The following is an 18,057-nucleotide window of genomic DNA, read 5'->3' on the forward strand; positions in this document are numbered from 1 at the left end:
CATCACACTTTATGGTCTTATTGCTGCCATTTTATATAACAACTTAATTATAAGCACTCTCTCCGTGAGAATTAATATCCAACCCTTCCCTTTCAATTTCAACCGTAACTCGCAGCCCTACCAACAGATCTGCTATTTTAAAAGCAATAAAGGCAACAACGACTGACCAAATCACACAAACCAGTATACTAAAAGCCTGAATACCAACTTGTTCCAACATGGTTATACCCTCTGCATGGCCGGTCCCTCCCAAAGATTTAGCCGTAAAAACCCCTGTTAGGAGGCAGCCCACGATCCCACATACGCCGTGTATACCGAATACATCACACACATCGTCAACACGTAACCACCGTTTTAAGGCCACCACCCCCCAAAGTCCGGTAAAACCCGCGATCAGACCAATGATTAATGCACCACCAATACCAACCATTCCCGCCGCAGGTGTAATACCAACCAGCCCAGCAATACAGCCTGAACATGCCCCTAAAAGAGACGGTTTATTACGGAAAAGCCATTCTGCAAAAACCCATGACAGGATAGCGGCAGCAGTCGCCACAATGGTATTTAAAAATGCCAGAGCGGCTATCTCATTAGCAGCACTAGCAGAGCCAGCATTAAAACCAAACCAACCAATATAGAGCACAGCAGTACCAGTGAAGACCATCGGCAAATTATGTGGTTTAAATGCTTCTTTCCCAAAACCAGTACGTTTTCCCAGTAAGTAAGCACCAACCAATCCAGCTACAGCAGCATTAATATGGACAACCGTACCACCAGCAAAATCCAATGCTCCATCCTGTGAAAGCACACCACCACCCCAAACCATGTGCGCCATAGGCAGGTAAGAAAATGTCAACCACAGCACACTAAAAATTAACAAAGCCGGAAAACGAATACGCTCTCCTAACGCACCAATAATCAAAGCAACTGTGATACAAGCGAAAGAGCCCTGAAATGCCACATGAATTAGCTGATAAAAATTGCCACTTAAATCAGTGAATGCCAAATTCTTTAGCATCATTTGACTAAAACCACCGAAAAAACCATTCCCTGGTTCAAAAGCCAAGCTGTAACCGTAAATCACCCACAATACACAGACTAAAGCAAAGCTCACCATGACCTGAGCCATTAACGATAAAACGTTTTTACTCCGTAGCAATCCACCATAAAACAGAGCAATTCCCGGAATGGTCATAAATAGAACAAGGACTGTACAAATCATCATAAAAGCATTATCAGCTTTATCAGCCGCGCCTTCCGCTGCCTGAGATAATGATGGTACACAACCGGCCACAACACCGGCAGCCACTGAGAATTGCCTTTTCATATCTATCTTCTCTATCAGTGAGTTACAGTGCCGCATCGTTATTTTCTCCTGTTCTAATACGAATAGCCTGTTGTAATTCGATGACAAAGATTTTACCATCGCCAACTTTTCCAGTGAAAGCTGATTGCTGAATAGCATGAATTACCTCCTCAACCAATTCATCTGCTACAGCAATCTCTATCTTTATTTTAGGTAAAAAATTGACACTATATTCAGCTCCACGATAAAGCTCCGCATGTCCTTTCTGACGCCCAAATCCTTTTACCTCTGTTATGGTCAACCCCTGAACACCAAGACCAGAGAGAACTTCCCGAATATCCTCCAATTTGAATGGCTTTATAATTGTCGTAATGAGCTTCATATATCCCCCTTCCATCCGGCTATTATGTTTTCAATAAGGAAATAGCAAGGGGTGTGCCAGAAACTAAAAACATATAAAAATCAAATAATAATAAAGAGAGTAAAAATTATGGAGAATAAGAAGGGAGGAGAGCAGCGAATATACTCTCCCGTGAGTGCACCGAATCAGTGCAAACTTAACTAAATTAGCACCTCTTTCTCAGAGATTGTGCCACATTCATTTAATGTCTCACCGACTTGTTGTAACTGATACATCTGATAGTAACGTCCACGACTCGCAAATAATTGTTGATGACATCCCTGTTCAACTACTGCACCACGATGCAGCACCAGAATAGTATCAGCCTCTACAATGGTAGACAGACGATGAGCAATCACGATCAATGTTGTTTGTTGACGAATCAATCTCAAAGCCTGTTGTACCGCCTGTTCCGTACCAGAATCAATATTTGCAGTCGCTTCATCAAGGATCAAAATTTGTGGCGTTTGCACTAACACTCTCGCCATAGCAAGCAATTGTTTTTGACCGGCTGACAACGTATTACCCTGCTCTCCCAAGATAGTATGAAGTCCATCAGGCAATGTACGTACTAACTCAGCCAATTGAACAGTTTCCAGTACTTGCCAAACCTTCTCTTCTGAAATATTCCGACCAAGCGTAATATTGTCAAAGAAAGAGTCCGCAAGAACAACTGGGTCCTGCTGAACTATTGCCACACCATTGCGTAATACCGAATGAGACAGGGATGATACAGGCCGGCCATCAAGATAAATTTCCCCTTTCTGCCACGGGTAATACCCCATCAGCAAATTTGCCAGCGTACTTTTACCACTGCCGGTATGACCAACCAAAGCAACAAAACCATGAGCCGGAACCTGTAAATTAATATCTTGCAAAACTATTTTTCCATGTCGGTAGGAAAAACTGACATTTTCTATATCAATTCGACCACTAGACAGTGGCTGACTATCCATGCCATAACCTTGTTGAGGGCTATCCATTAATTCAAATATTCTCTCGCCAGAAACGACAGCTTGTTGCAAAATCGATTGCTGAGATGTCAGCTCAATAAGAGGTTCATTCAACCGCCCCAAATAATTAATAAAAGCATACAATACCCCGATACCAATCGCCCCTGGCCCACTAATTCCAAACAACACGATAAGACCGCACAATGCCATAGCAGATAGAAAACTCAGTAATGGGCGTAACAAAAGCCCATCTAATCTCAACGCTTGCATTCTCGCCTGATAATGAGCCCGATTGGTTAACAACATACGTTCACCAAAACGCGCCTGCTGCCGGAACTGCTGAACAACACTCATTCCATTAATGACTTCGTTAAACTCATCATTAATATTAGCCAAATAACTACGTACCCGGCGGACAATTGGTGTACTAAAATGCTGATATATTGCCATAACAATCAATACGACAGGAAAAATAAGAATTGCAATCAATGCCATGCGCCATTCCAACATAAACATGGCAATCAGCATCGCACCAATCAATGCCATGCTGCGAAATACCGCAGGAACTACATTAACATAAAGATCTTTAATGACTTCGGTATCATTCGTTACACGGGAAATCAACTGCCCTACCGGTTGATTATCAAAAGCACTCAGAGGCTGGCGCAATGCTGCATTCATCACATCAGTACGAAGCTGCTGAACCACATCGACTGACACTTGATTGAACAATAAAGCCTGAAAATAGTGTAACGCAGCCGTAATCAGTTGCAGAACAATAAAGGTTATAGCTAGCCCGATAACCACTCTAGTAGGCATATTACCCGTTGCAACCATATTATCGATAAAGTAGCTAACGAGAACCGGACCACTGACTTCCGCAATTGCAGCCCCCCATAACATGAGTACAGCCAACCCCAACGGCTTACGATAATTTTTTCCATAAACCAGCAGACGCTTCAGAGACGGCCACAATTGACGAACTTTAGTCATCTTTATCTCCTTCTGCTGTTTCCTCGTCATCCAATTCTGCTTCAAGTTGCTGATAATAATACATATCACGATACCATCCCGGCTGCTCTGCCAGCTGCGGATGCCGTCCCTGATGTATAATAGAACCTTGCTGCATCACTAGGATATTATCCGCATCAGTTAATGCAGACAGGCGGTGGGCACTAATAATAACCGTCCGTTGTTGCCTCCACTGACTGAGGTTTTGTAGGATATTGTATTCGGTTTGCCCATCAACCGCAGATAAAGCGTCATCCAGAATCAGAATCTCGGCATCTAAAAGTAATGCTCTTGCAATGGAAATACGCTGCTTCTGCCCACCAGAAAGCATTACCCCACGCTCGCCTACTTCTGTCTGATACCCATCAGGCAAACGAAGAATATCTTCATGGACATTGGCAAGGCAGGCAACTTCTTCAATCTGTTCCTGTGTTGCATCAGGACGCCCCAAAGCGATATTCCTGGCAACGGTATCTGAAAATAAAAAGGGAATTTGATTGACAACAGCAAATCGTGCTCGCCATTCATCTAACCTGATATCCGCAATTTTGAGCGACTGGAAAAAAATTTCTCCACCAGTCACATCAAACTGTCTCTGTATCAGCGCAAGTAGTGTGCTCTTACCTGAACCTGTTGGACCACAGATCCCTAATAACTGTCCAGGTAATAACTGGAAATTAATTTGACTGAGAACAATTTTGTTACTTTGCGGATAGTTAAACACTTTGATATTCACATCCAGAATACCGCGCTCAGGCAATAAATGGTCAATACCGTCCTTAATGACTGGAGGCTCCTGCAACAAGCTACGGATACGACTATAAGCGGCACTTCCCCGTTCAACGATATTAAACATCCATGCCAGCGCCAACATTGGCCAAATCATCAAGCCAAGGTACATCACAAAACTAGTGAGCTCACCAAGTGTTAAAACACCATTCAACACCATCCAACTACCACCACCGATAGCCAGTAAATTTGACATACCGATAGCAATAAAAATTGTCGGATCAAATCGAGCATCCACTCTAGCAACATACATATTCTTACGACCGGCTTCCACTGCAACTTGTTCAAACTGATTTGATTGCAGCTCTTCAAGGCCAAACGCCTTAATCATACGAATACTTGTCAGACTTTCTTGAGCCTGGTTATTCAGAGCAGAAAATGCGCCTTGTGCAGATTTGAAGCGACGATGAAGTTGATCACCATATCGTTTAATAATGATTGCCATAATCGGCATAGGTAACAGAGACAGTAAAGTTAATTGCCAACTAATTTGTATGCTCATCATAATTAGCACTGCACAGCCCATAACTAGAGAATCAACTAACGTAAGTACACCTTCACCCGCAGCAAATACCACACGATCCACGTCATTAGTAGCACGAGCCATTAAATCCCCTGTGCGGTGACGCAAATAAAACTCAGGGTTTTGTCGGCTAAGTTGCTGGTAAAAATTATTCCGTAATTTAACTGCTAATTGATATGACGCCCCAAACAACCATAAACGCCATATATAACGCAAGATATAGACAATCAATGCGATAACCAGCATAACACCAATCCACACCATCAACTGGTAAAATGACATAGACGCAGTACTGATCCCATCAACGATTACACCCACCAGATATGGAGGAATTAGTAGTAGAATAGAGATAATAATAAGCAGAGTCACAGCCCCAAGATAGCGACGCCACTCGCTACGGAAGTACCAACTTAATTGAGAAAACAATCTCACACGTGTATATCCCGAAATGAAATAGATAGTAGAAATGTTGAACGACACTCAGAATAATTGAATTAACGCAATGAATTAATAATTGGTTAATCTGGTATCGGTAATGCTGTAGTGTATTTGATTTTTTCCATTGCAAAACTCGATGTCACATCAATCAACCCCGGAACACCATTAACCATACGCTTGTAGAAAAGATCATAACTTTTCATATCCACAACTTCTACGTGCATTAAATAATCACACTCACCAGCCATACGATAAAAAGCTAGGACTTCTGGCATTTGCTTTATAAATGCAACAAATTGCTCATACCAACCACTGCTATGCTGCTGAGTTCTGATCATAACAATCACTGTCAGCCCTAATCCTAATTTTTCGCTATCAAGCAAAGCAACTTTGCCAACGATATAGCCTTCATCTTCAAGTCGTTTTAGCCGTTTCCAACAAGGAGTAGAGGTAAGATTAACAGCTTCCGCCAATGCATTCAGAGACAGACTACAATCTTTCTGTAGTAACTTAAGCAACTTGCGGTCTGTTTTATCCAACATAGCTACCTCTTATAGAAAATTTTTCCATAAAGAAACCACATATTAAGAAAAATAACAATCTATTTCTCCCAGTATCAAGTTAATCTACCCGCTGCCAATTATTTTTAAATTATAGAGTTAATAATTAATGTCACACAGTTGGACCACCAAGGCAATCAGAGAGATTCAAACAGACCATCAACGCAGCTCTGACACTCATCTTATCCGCCTTAATTTGCCAGTTTTTCCAGGTATCCATTTATATCTAAAAGATGAAAGCACCCATCCAACCGGTAGTCTGAAACACAGGCTTGCTCGTTCTTTATTCCTTTATTCACTTAGTAATGGCTGGATAAAGGAAGGTACTCCGGTTATTGAATCCTCATCGGGTAGTACTGCTGTATCCGAAGCCTATTTTGCCCGCTTGCTTGGGTTACCTTTTATTGCTGTTATGCCCTCATACACTGCGAAACGTAAAATTCAGGAAATTGAATTTTATGGTGGTAAATGCCATTTTGTTAACCATTCAGCACAAATTTATGACGAGTCAGAACGACTAGCGAAAGAACTAAATGGTCATTATATGGATCAATTTACTTACGCCGAACGAGCAACAGACTGGCGAGGCAACAATAATATTGCTGAAAGTATTTTTCGCCAGATGCAAATGGAGCCATTTCCTGAACCAGATTATATCGTTATGAGCGCTGGTACTGGGGGAACTTCTGCAACTTTAGGACGCTATATCCGTTACCAAGGGCATAACACTAAACTGATTGTTGTCGATCCAGAAAACTCTATATTTTATGACTACTACCGTCAAAATTGCTGTGATATTCGTGGCAATTATAGCAGTAAGATTGAGGGTATTGGCCGCCCTCGAGCAGAGCCTTCTTTTATTCCCTCAGTTATTGATGACATGATCCAAATACCCGATTGCGCCAGCATTGCAACAATTTACTGGTTGGAAAAATTACTAGGCAGAAAAGTTGGCGCCTCTACGGGGACTAATGTCTGGGGAGCTCTTCTGCTTGCTAACCAAATGCATGAGCGTGGAGAACAAGGTGCAATAGTAACTTTACTGTGCGACAGTGGTGAACGTTATCTCGATACTTATTACAATCCAGATTGGGTAAAAAATAACATCGGCGATATCTCACCTTATCTCAAACAACTACCCAATTTCCGTAGTTATAAGTAACATAACCATTTTATTCCAATGAGGATGTTACAATGAGACGAGCTGTTGTTGTATTCAGTGGGGGGCAAGATTCCACTACCTGCCTGATTCAGGCAATTAATCAATATGACGAAGTACATTGTGTCACTTTTGATTATGGCCAGCGCCATCGTGCCGAAATTGATGTTGCACGTAATGTCAGCCATTTTCTTGGTGTTGTTGCACATAAAGTACTGGATGTCACATTACTTAATGAACTGGCTCTCAGCAGTCTGACTCGTGATAACATCCCTATTCCCGACTACAATGAAAGTGAAAAAAGTGCCATACCCAGTACATTTGTCCCTGGCCGCAATATTTTATTCCTGACACTGGCTGCTATATATGCTTACCAAGTTGAAGCCGAAGCAGTTATTACTGGCGTATGCGAAACTGATTTCTCCGGTTACCCTGATTGCCGTGATGAATTTGTCAAGGCACTGAACAAAGCTGTAAGCCTTGGCATTGCCCGTAATATCCGTTTTGAAACTCCATTGATGTGGCTCAACAAAGCTGAAACTTGGGCATTGTCCGACTACTACCAGCATTTAGACTTTGTTCGTAGTCAGACACTAACTTGCTACAACGGCATTCAAGGTAATGGGTGTGGTACATGTGCAGCTTGTCATCTCAGAGCTAACGGACTGGAACAATATCTGAATGCTCCGGAGAAAATAATGACTGAAATGAAAGCAAAAACACATTTAGTTTAATCCAAATGGCAATGAGAGCCTTCCCCTCTCATTGTCCTGTTTTCACCAAAGCTCCCATTATTTCACGTAATTCACCTTCAATAGACAATGCTCTTTGTGTTTTTCTATCAATCCAGACAAACGTAGTCTTAGCATCTGCAATGAGTTGATTGTTCCTTCTACGTATGATTTCCTGAGAAAATACACCACTTCTGTTTCTCAGCTCCGTCAATCGGCAATCCACTTCCAATTCATCGCCAAGAATTGCTGAACTGCGATAATTAATATTGATGTTGACCACTGCAAACCCAACATTGTTTTTCTGTATCCATTCCACTACAGAATGCTTATGTAACCATTCCCACCGAGCACTTTCCAGAAATTCCAAATAGCGAGCATTGTTCACATGTTGAAACAAATCTATATGATAACCATGAACTTTTATAATTGAACTCATAATATTGCCTTAATGTTAAAGTCACTCATCTGACCAGGTTGATTTCACAATAGCAAAACAAAAAATTCACACTAATTAAAGTGATTTATTTGCAACCTTGATCACAACATCCCCATTCACAAAAAAATCATGAATGAGGATGATAGATACTATACTAGTAACTCAACTTACCTCTGTTTCGTTCAATAAAAACTGGCCCTATTCCCTGAACCTCCTGTAATTGTTCTACCGCAGTAAACGAACCATGTTTTTCTCGATATTCAATAATTCCTTGTGCTTTTTTTACCCCAATACCATTTAATGCTCTTGCTAACTCTTCGGCACTTGCAGTATTAATATTCACCTTTCCCTTTTCTTCTACTTTCAAAGCGTCCTGCTGTTGTAATTGCTTTTCTGATGAAGAATGACTGGTAGTACTGGCTGCTTTAGCTACTTTATCTTTTACTTGCTCGGCGGCAATCGCGAATTGCCCTCCACACGCATAAAGCAAGCTAGCGAGCAAAACAGATAAAATTCCCGATTTTTTCATATTAATTCCTCCATGTTTTATGAACGGAAAAAAGATTGCCACAGATAAATTTGAGCACAATGGCCGAAGATCAGATATGCGAAAGGCCGCGAAAGCGGCCTTTATTGACAAGATAATTACAAAGATATTTGCGATACTCTCCGCAAATTTTTATTCGGTATGGCCTAACTTAATTTTGGCTTTTTCACGCAGACTAATCAGTAAAGACTCCAGCATAGCGTTACCCATTTCACTCTGATAGCCATCAGTCATGCTTTTAATTTGTTCTTCAGGTACAACACCTGGAGTAACTTTATCTAGTTGGATCAGTACAACGTCATCCAAACTGTTTTTCGTCAAACCATATTCTGCCTTACCTTCTTTTGGCAGTGGTAAAGCGAATACTGCACCAACTAACACATTATCCTGAGATGTACGCTGAATAACCTGAGATTCACCAAATTGAATACCTACATCTTTCAAGGCTTGCTCACCTTTACCTTCTTTTAAGGCGGCCAGTAATTTCTCACTTTCGACTTGAAGATATTTTTCAGCTTTCTGACGTTTAACCAGCTCAGTAACTTGCTCTTTAACTTTTTCAAAGGGCTGTACTGTTTCTGGCTTATAATTATCTACACGCAGAACAAATGCACGATCACCTTCAACGGAGATAACATCAGAGTTAGTTCCTGTTGACCCCTGCCCATCAACAAGATTACCTTCAAAAATGGCATGGATGACGGCACCAAAATTAATCTCTGCCGGCACACTATTGCGATCAAACCAATCAGTCGTCACAACCTTAATACCTGAAACTTCCTCAGCCGCAGCTAAAGATTCATTATCGCTGGTAGCAGCATCACTGACCTTCTGTTGCAGAGCATAGAAAGCATCTACTGCTTTTTCCTGCGTAACCATTTTCTCAATTTCAGAGCGAACTTCAGATAAGGGCTTAATTATTTGAGGTTTAACATCATCCAAATGGAAAATAGCGAAGCCATTAGGTACCTTGATCACAGAAGAAATTTGGCCTTTTTCTTTCAAATTAACTTGTTTCAACTCTTCAGGAAGAGCTTCCTCTTCCATCCAGCCGATCTCACCATGATTTTTCGCTGAAAGCTTATCCGTAGATTTTTTAGTCGCTAATTTACCAAAATCAGCACCCTTATTTAGCTCATCAAGCACTGTTCCAGCTTCAGATTCAGTTGCAAGCTGAATCAGACTGTATTTTTTCTGCTCTGGTTGAGTATAACGCTTCAAATTATGCTCATAATAAGCATCAACATCAGAAGATGTAGCTGAAACTTTATTCATTTCATCTACAGCGTCCATCTTGATATAGCTGACTTTTACTTCTTCAGGAGCAATAAAGCTGTTCTTATTCAGATTATAGTAATCTTGCAGATCTTTATCTATTGCTTCCTGCTGCGCCTGAATTTTCTTCATCTCCAGCGTAGCCATACGGGCAGTTCTCTGTTGAAGAAGCAATTCAGCATTGAGTTTCACCTCACGAGGCAATGCTATTTCATTACCAGAAAAAGCCATAATTAATTGTTGATTAACTAAATTCTGGCGTGTTTGTTCAGCAAAAATATCCGGACTCATATTGAAACGGTCGAGCAACTCCAGATATTTGTTATTATCAAATTTACCGTTTGTCTGAAAGTAAGAAGTATTTCGGATAGAATCCTTAACTTGCTCATCGCTAGCAGATAAACCTAATTCACGGGAATATTGATCAATCAATGCATTATTAATTAGACGATCCAAAGCCTGATTACGAATCTGCTTCATGCTTTGTTCGTCACTTGCCAACACCGAGAATTTATCTCCCAATTGATCTTGCAATGCGTTTCTCTCTTGCTGAAACGCCTGCTCCAATTGAGCACGACTGATAGTCTGGCCATTCACTTCGGCAGCATAACTACCAGCTCCACTTGTCAGGTAGCCCCCAACCCCCGTCAAAACAAAAGACAGGATAATGAGAGCCAGCACGATTTTAAGCACAGGACTGTTTGCCGCCGTGCGTAGGTTGTCCATCATAAAGAGGCAAAACTCCGCTTTGGTGAAATTGAAAACGCCATATTACGCTAATTCAAGCGCTAAGAGAAAAAAAGCGCACCAATCAATTGATGCGCTTCTATTTTAACTTACCAAACCTATCTCGTCAGTCTATTGTTTGCCAATATAACAAGGGCTGATAAACAATATTTGGTTCGTATCACCCATTAACAGCGTCTTTTAAACCTTTACCTGGACGGAAAGCAGGTACTTTAGCCGCAGCAATTTTGAGCTCTTTTCCTGTTTGAGGGTTACGGCCTGTACGTGCAGAACGTTCACGAACAGCAAAAGTACCGAATCCCACCAGAGCAACATCATCACCATCCTTCAATGCACCCGTTACAGAAGAAATGAATGCATCTACTACACGCCCTGCAGCTGCTTTAGAAATATTAGAGTCAGCAGCAATTTTGTCGATCAGTTGTGATTTATTCACTCTCTATCATCCCCATATAGTTTTTACTACCGCATCAGAATCCCAACGGATAACCCGATAGCAGTGCCGTTATATCAATCCTTTCCGATATTGGCAAGAAATCATAAGACAACAAAATATTTATTAAGCCGTTTATCCAAGTTAATAATACAAAAAAACTGGTAAGCCTGAATTCACTTACCAGCCTATATTTCATTCATACTTATTGAAAAAGTTCACTCTTTTTGTACTACTTGACTGACACTAATTCTGCACCAAACACAGGGTCCTGCAATGTAATAGCCAAAACATCTTCAATACGTTTAACTGGATGGATCTGTAGATCTGCAACAATGTTCTGGGGAATTTCTTCTAGATCACGTTTATTCTCTTCCGGAATTAAAACCGTTTTAATTCCACCTCGATGAGCAGCTAATAGTTTCTCTTTCAAGCCACCGATTGGCAGAACTAAACCACGCAACGTGATTTCACCCGTCATAGCAACATCCGCCCGAACTGGATTACCAGTCAAACAGGAGACCAATGCTGTACACATGGCGATACCCGCACTTGGGCCATCTTTTGGCGTCGCACCTTCGGGAACGTGGACATGAATATCCCGTTTCTCATAGAAATCAGAGTTGATACCCAACTTATCAGCACGAGCACGAACAACTGTTAATGCTGCCTGAATCGATTCCTGCATAACCTCACCGAGTGAACCGGTATAGGTTAGTTTACCTTTCCCTGGAACACATGCGGTTTCAATGGTCAATAAATCACCACCAACTTCAGTCCATGCAAGTCCTGTGACCTGACCAATACGGTTTTCCGTATCTGCACGGCCATAATCCACACGTTGAACACCCAGATAATCTTTCAAGTTATCTGCATTGATTTCAATATGTTTTAAATTTTTATCCATTAACAATGTTTTCACCGTTTTACGGCACAGCTTAGAAATTTCTCGCTCTAAACTACGCACTCCCGCTTCACGAGTGTAATAACGGATAATGCTAATAATTGCGCTGTCATCAATAGTTAATTCATTTTTTTTCAGCGCATTACGTTCAATTTGCTTAGGCAACAAATGACGCTTAGCAATATTCAACTTTTCATCTTCGGTATAACCGGAAAGACGAATAATCTCCATACGATCCAACAATGGGGCTGGAATATTCATAGAGTTGGATGTTGCAACAAACATGACATCTGACAGATCATAATCGACCTCCAGATAATGGTCGTTAAATGCCACGTTCTGTTCTGGGTCCAAAACTTCCAATAAGGCAGAAGCTGGATCACCACGCATATCGGACGACATCTTATCAATCTCGTCCAGTAGGAATAGAGGATTTTTTACTCCAACTTTGGACATTTTTTGAATTAATTTGCCCGGCATAGAGCCAATATAGGTACGACGATGACCACGAATTTCCGCTTCATCACGGACCCCACCCAATGCCATTCGCACATATTTCCGCCCGGTCGCTCGTGCAATAGACTGACCTAAAGAGGTTTTACCCACCCCAGGAGGACCAACCAGACATAAAATCGGCCCTTTAATTTTGCTAATTCGGCTTTGTACTGCTAGATACTCAAGGATACGCTCTTTCACACGCTCTAAACCATAATGGTCGGTATCCAGAGTTTCCTGAGCTTTAACCAAATCTTTTTTAACTTTACTGCGAGCAACCCACGGAACCTGCACCATCCAATCGATGTAGCTACGGACAACCGTCGCTTCCGCCGACATAGGAGACATCATTTTCAGTTTTTGCAATTCAGCTTCGGCTTTTTCACGAGCTTCTTTGGGCATTTTTGCCGCTTCAATTTTGCGCTTAAGGGTTTCATACTCATCAGGCGCATCATCCATTTCACCCAGTTCTTTCTGAATCGCTTTCATCTGCTCATTCAGGTAGTACTCGCGCTGGCTTTTTTCCATTTGTTTTTTCACGCGGTTACGGATGCGCTTTTCTACCTGTAACAAATCAATTTCTGATTCCATCATTGCCATCAGATATTCAAGACGCTCAACGACATCAGACATTTCCAAAACAGTCTGTTTATCACTAAGTTTCAATGGCATATGCGCAGCAATTGTATCAGCTAATTTAGCTGCATCTTCAACACTGTGTAGCGAAGTCAAAACCTCTGGCGGTATTTTCTTATTTAGCTTAATGTAGCCTTCAAACTGATTAATAGCTGTCCTGATCATAACCTCCTGCTCACGTTCATCAACGATCGGTGAGTCAAGATACTCAGCATGAGCAGAAAAATGTTCGCCATTGTCAGTCAGAGTTGTAATGCGGGCACGTTTCAACCCTTCGACAAGCACTTTTACAGTGCCGTCAGGCAATTTTAACATCTGTAAAATAGAAGCTACTGTACCAACGGAGAAAAGGTCATTAACCCCTGGCTCATCAGTTGAAGCTTCTTTTTGCGCAACCAACATGATCTGTTTGTCATGATCCATTGCTGCTTCTAGGCAGTGAATAGACTTCTCACGCCCTACAAACAATGGGATCACCATATGCGGGTAAACCACCACATCGCGCAGAGGCAATACAGGGATTTCTATGCGTTCGGAACGCTCAAGATTCATAGAGCTCTCTCTTCGTTTAGCTTTCGCCAGTTTTTAAGGAATCTCGTGAAACGCGATTCTCACGAGTTTCACTCCATAGAATATAAAATATATGGGGACGGGAATTTGACATTCAATAGTATGATACTTTAATAAAAATAAAATGAGGGTAATCCCCTCATTTTATTCAATAATATCTCGTTTAGTGAATTCCCTATCCTAGACTCAATTATTCACCAGAAACTTGGGCATCCGGTTTGCTGTAAATCAGTAAAGGCGCAGATTGACCATTGACAACCGATTCATCTACAACAACTTTCCCAACGTTTTCCATTGATGGCAGATCATACATGGTATCCAACAATGCGCCTTCAACGATAGAACGTAGGCCGCGGGCACCAGTCTTACGAACCATTGCTTTCTTAGCAATAGCCGTCAGGGCTTCACTTCTGAATTCCAGATCAACACCTTCAAGGTTAAACAGTGCTTGATACTGCTTAGTCAACGCATTTTTAGGCTCTTTCAAAATCTGGATCAACGCTTCCTCACTCAATTCACTGAGCGTGGCAACAACAGGTAACCGCCCAATAAATTCAGGGATAAGACCAAATTTGATGAGATCTTCTGGCTCAGCCTGTGCCAGCAATTCGCCTTCAGTCGCTTTCTCTGACTCACCTTTGACTTTTGCACCAAACCCAATACCTGTACTGGTATTTAGACGCTGACCAATCACTTTATCCAGACCTGCAAACGCACCACCACAAATAAATAGGATTTTAGAGGTATCTACCTGTAAAAACTCCTGTTGTGGATGTTTACGCCCCCCCTGAGGAGGAACCGCCGCAATTGTACCTTCAATCAGTTTCAGCAGCGCTTGCTGTACACCCTCACCTGAAACATCCCGAGTAATTGACGGGTTATCAGATTTACGTGAAATTTTGTCAATTTCATCAATGTAAACAATACCGCGCTGAGCCTTTTGCACATCGTAGTCACATTTTTGCAGTAATTTCTGAATAATGTTTTCTACGTCTTCTCCCACATATCCCGCTTCAGTCAGCGTAGTCGCATCTGCCATAGTAAAAGGAACATCAAGATAACGGGCCAATGTTTCAGCCAATAGTGTTTTACCACTCCCTGTCGGCCCAATAAGCAGGATATTACTTTTACCTAATTCAATACCGTTACTGGTATCGCCATTACGTAACCGCTTGTAATGGTTATAAACAGCAACCGCCAACACTTTTTTCGCCGTTTCCTGGCCGATCACATAATCATCCAAATGCTGACGAATTTCATGAGGCGTTGGTAATGCATTACGCTCACGATGTGGTACAAGCTCTTTAATTTCTTCGCGAATGATGTCGTTACATAAATCCACACATTCATCGCAGATATACACTGACGGGCCAGCAATCAATTTTCGCACTTCATGTTGGCTTTTCCCGCAGAAAGAGCAATACAGCAGCTTTCCTGAACCGTCTTTGCGCTTATCTGTCATCAGTCACAACCTCACTTTATCAACTGCTCACCCAGATTCGTCTGGCAAAGCAGGAAACTTCTGCTATTACCCCGAACGTCATAGCCTTACCAAATGATAAGCCGAATGTTTATATTATAGCTTCCGGGAATAATAAATTAATCTCGATGGGTGAAAATCTTATCAACCAATCCATATTCTACGGCTTCGTCTGCTGACAAGAAACGATCACGTTCTGTATCTTTCGCGATCTCTTCAATAGGTCTTCCCGTATGTTTTGCCATCAACTCGTTCATACGCGATTTCACTTTCAATATTTCCTGAGCATGAATTTCAATATCTGTAGCTTGTCCCTGGAAACCGCCTAATGGCTGATGGATCATAACCCGGGAATTTGGCAAGCAGATACGTTTTCCCTTTGCCCCAGCAGTCAACAAGAATGCTCCCATTGAACATGCCTGCCCCATACAAATAGTACTGACATCCGGTTTAATAAACTGCATCGTATCATAGATGGACATTCCCGCAGTAATCACACCACCTGGTGAATTGATATATAAGAAAATATCTTTTTCCGGATTCTCTGCTTCAAGAAACAACATCTGAGCTGCAACCAGGTTTGCCATGTGATCTTCAACCTGACCGGTCAGGAAAATAATACGCTCTTTTAATAAGCGCGAATAGATATCGTATGAACGTTCTCCACGAGCAGTCTGTTCAACTACCATCGGCACCAAAGCCATGTGAGGCGCATATTGATCCCGCTTGTCGCTATATGACATTTTCGTCTCCTAATAGAATTCATGTTGGTGCCATTCATAACCAATTCTACTTGAGATAAGCGATGATGACCATGATTCAAAGTTAGCCAATCAAGGGGGAATTCCCCCTGAAAAATTTTGCAATCATATACATAATATTAAAAAGGATCTGGGGGTAAGCCCACTTTTTTCAAGAAAAATCTTGCATCTTATTTATAAAAAAACCCGCAGGTTAATCTGCGGGTTCATTTCACTAAGATGATAAATTCATTATCTCATGACAAAACTAAAACTTATGCCATTTGATTCTGATTCATTAACTCATTGAAAGTTGTTTCTTTTTCAGAAACTTTTGCTTTACCCAGAAGAACTTCAACAGCTTGTTCTTCTAAAGCAATATTACGAACATTACTCATCAACTCTTGGTTTTTACCATAGAATTCGATCACTTCTTGAGGATCTTCATAGGCAGAAGCCATTTCCTCAATTAATACTTTAACTCGTTCTTCATCAGCTTTCAGTTCATTACTACTGATAACTTCGCCTAATAACAAGCCAACAACAACGCGACGCTTAGCCTGTTCTTCAAACAGTTCACGAGGCAATTCTAGAGCTTGTTTTTCGTTGCCACCGAAACGCTGAGCAGATTGACGGCGCAGAACATCAATTTCGCTATCAACAACAGCAGCAGGAACTTCGATTTCGTTAGCCTTAACTAATCCCTCGATAACCTGGGATTTTATACGGTTACGAACTGCATTTTTCAGTTCACGTTCCATATTTTTACGTACTTCTGCACGCAGACCATCAACAGTGCCATCAGCAATACCGAAACGTTTGATGAATTCTTCATTCAACTCTGGCAACTCGCGCTGTTCCACTTTTTTCAACGTGATTGCAAATTTAGCAGCTTTACCTTTCAGATTTTCAGCATGATAATCTTCTGGGAAATTCACATCAATGGTAAATTCTTCCCCAGCTTTATGGCTAATAATGCCCTCTTCAAAACCTGGGATCATACGACCCTGACCCATAGCCAGAACAAAATCAGAAGCCTTACCACCTTCAAACTCTTCACCATCAATAGAACCATTGAAGTCAACAGTCACACGATCTTCTGCGCCAACAGATTCTTCGGTTTCTTTCCAATTAGCCTGCTGCTTACGCAATGTTTCCAGCATTGCATCAACATCTTCGTCTTTTACTTCAACAACGGGCTTTTCAACTTCAATAGCTTCCAGATCTTTCAATTCAACTTCTGGATAAACTTCAAACTCTACAGAGTAAGTGAAATCTTCACCATTTTTAAACTGTTCTGGTGCATAACTTGGTGCACCGGCTGGATTAATTTTTTGTTCGATGATTGCGTTAATAAAGTTACGTTGCATCAAATCACTCAGAACATCCTGAATAACAGAAGCACCGTAGCGCTGTTTAACGATGTTCATAGGCACTTTGCCTTTACGGAAACCATCGATACGAACTTTTTTTGCTACATTGACCAACTCACTACTAACTGCTTTTTCAACATCGGCAGCAGGAACGGTGATTGTCACACGACGCCCAAGGCCTTGAGTGGTTTCAACAGAAACTTGCATCTTTTTACCTCAAAAAAATCATAGTGCTCGGTCAACTCCAGAGACCATACAACCAGCACATATTTTATGTACCAATCGCAACACTCTCTAAGAACCGGGGCGGTCGCATTTAAAAACCGAGAATCCCTGATGTCAGAAGCGTCCCGAAACCATTCTAAAAATTAGACGCGACATTATAGCGATGCAGAGGGTGTGAGTCGAGAATTGCTGAAAAAAGGCCGAACTATTCATCAACTTCACAAGATAACGATTATTCAGCGGCTAAATTTGCATCCAAAATGTATCATATATAAAACATAAAAACGGCCCGAAGACCATTCGCTGAATTTATTCTATTGTGT

Annotated in this window: 15 protein-coding genes; 2 read left to right on the forward strand and 13 right to left on the reverse strand. The window is 41.4% G+C overall.

Annotated elements, in window-relative coordinates; all coding sequences use genetic code 11:
* Positions 1-43: 43 nt before the first annotated feature.
* The 5 genes from amtB to KZ793_RS04070 all read right to left on the reverse strand — a co-directional run bounded on the left by amtB (position 44) and on the right by KZ793_RS04070 (position 5,962).
* Positions 44-1,327 carry an ammonium transporter AmtB gene (amtB, locus tag KZ793_RS04050; protein ID WP_225813853.1) on the reverse strand — a complete coding sequence of 428 codons (1,284 nt, stop codon included), beginning with the start codon at positions 1,325-1,327 and terminating at the stop codon, positions 44-46.
* A gap of 22 nt (positions 1,328-1,349) precedes the next feature.
* Positions 1,350-1,688, reverse strand: a complete 339-nt coding sequence (gene glnK, locus KZ793_RS04055) for a P-II family nitrogen regulator (RefSeq protein ID WP_225813735.1) — start codon at positions 1,686-1,688, stop codon at positions 1,350-1,352.
* A gap of 179 nt (positions 1,689-1,867) precedes the next feature.
* A complete protein-coding gene (locus KZ793_RS04060) occupies positions 1,868-3,652 on the reverse strand; it encodes a SmdB family multidrug efflux ABC transporter permease/ATP-binding protein (protein ID WP_225813738.1) in 1,785 nt (594 codons plus the stop codon).
* Positions 3,645-5,414, reverse strand: coding sequence for a SmdA family multidrug ABC transporter permease/ATP-binding protein (locus KZ793_RS04065; protein WP_225813740.1), 1,770 nt, complete (start codon positions 5,412-5,414; stop codon positions 3,645-3,647). Before KZ793_RS04065 ends, KZ793_RS04060 begins: the two co-directional genes overlap by 8 nt.
* 86 nt (positions 5,415-5,500) lie before the next feature.
* Positions 5,501-5,962: an Lrp/AsnC family transcriptional regulator gene (locus tag KZ793_RS04070; RefSeq protein ID WP_113024566.1), complete on the reverse strand. Its 462-nt coding sequence runs from the start codon at positions 5,960-5,962 to the stop codon at positions 5,501-5,503.
* 127 nt (positions 5,963-6,089) lie between these two features.
* On the opposite strand from KZ793_RS04070, the gene KZ793_RS04075 reads away from it, so the two are divergent.
* Positions 6,090-7,142, forward strand: coding sequence for a PLP-dependent cysteine synthase family protein (locus KZ793_RS04075; protein ID WP_225813741.1), 1,053 nt, complete (start codon positions 6,090-6,092; stop codon positions 7,140-7,142).
* A 32-nt stretch (positions 7,143-7,174) separates the two neighbouring features.
* Complete coding sequence (gene queC / locus KZ793_RS04080; RefSeq protein WP_225813743.1) at positions 7,175-7,873, forward strand: 7-cyano-7-deazaguanine synthase QueC; 699 nt, start codon at positions 7,175-7,177, stop codon at positions 7,871-7,873.
* A gap of 28 nt (positions 7,874-7,901) precedes the next feature.
* Here queC and KZ793_RS04085 read toward each other — a convergent pair whose 3' ends face one another.
* The 8 genes from KZ793_RS04085 to tig all read right to left on the reverse strand — a co-directional run bounded on the left by KZ793_RS04085 (position 7,902) and on the right by tig (position 17,716).
* Positions 7,902-8,309, reverse strand: coding sequence for an acyl-CoA thioesterase (locus KZ793_RS04085; protein ID WP_118985102.1), 408 nt, complete (start codon positions 8,307-8,309; stop codon positions 7,902-7,904).
* Between the two features lie 154 nt (positions 8,310-8,463).
* Positions 8,464-8,838: a ComEA family DNA-binding protein gene (locus KZ793_RS04090; protein WP_225813745.1), complete on the reverse strand. Its 375-nt coding sequence runs from the start codon at positions 8,836-8,838 to the stop codon at positions 8,464-8,466.
* Positions 8,839-8,988: 150 nt separating this feature from the next.
* The gene (ppiD, locus tag KZ793_RS04095; RefSeq protein WP_225813747.1) at positions 8,989-10,860 is read right to left on the reverse strand and encodes a peptidylprolyl isomerase; all 1,872 of its coding nucleotides are present in this window, start codon (positions 10,858-10,860) and stop codon (positions 8,989-8,991) included.
* Positions 10,861-11,038: 178 nt separating this feature from the next.
* Positions 11,039-11,314, reverse strand: a complete 276-nt coding sequence (hupB, locus tag KZ793_RS04100; RefSeq protein WP_011148005.1) for a nucleoid-associated protein HU-beta — start codon at positions 11,312-11,314, stop codon at positions 11,039-11,041.
* Between the two features lie 229 nt (positions 11,315-11,543).
* Positions 11,544-13,898: an endopeptidase La gene (gene lon, locus KZ793_RS04105; protein ID WP_118985105.1), complete on the reverse strand. Its 2,355-nt coding sequence runs from the start codon at positions 13,896-13,898 to the stop codon at positions 11,544-11,546.
* Between the two features lie 208 nt (positions 13,899-14,106).
* Positions 14,107-15,378, reverse strand: coding sequence for an ATP-dependent protease ATP-binding subunit ClpX (gene clpX, locus KZ793_RS04110; RefSeq protein WP_225813749.1), 1,272 nt, complete (start codon positions 15,376-15,378; stop codon positions 14,107-14,109).
* A gap of 137 nt (positions 15,379-15,515) precedes the next feature.
* Positions 15,516-16,139 (reverse strand): ATP-dependent Clp endopeptidase proteolytic subunit ClpP, encoded by a 624-nt coding sequence (gene clpP / locus KZ793_RS04115; RefSeq protein WP_058588443.1) that lies wholly within the window; start codon positions 16,137-16,139, stop codon positions 15,516-15,518.
* 272 nt (positions 16,140-16,411) lie between these two features.
* Positions 16,412-17,716: a trigger factor gene (gene tig, locus KZ793_RS04120; protein WP_225813751.1), complete on the reverse strand. Its 1,305-nt coding sequence runs from the start codon at positions 17,714-17,716 to the stop codon at positions 16,412-16,414.
* Positions 17,717-18,057 lie beyond the last annotated feature (341 nt).

The organism is Photorhabdus antumapuensis (assembly GCF_020387775.1).
GTDB classification, from domain to species: Bacteria; Pseudomonadota; Gammaproteobacteria; order Enterobacterales; family Enterobacteriaceae; genus Photorhabdus; species Photorhabdus antumapuensis.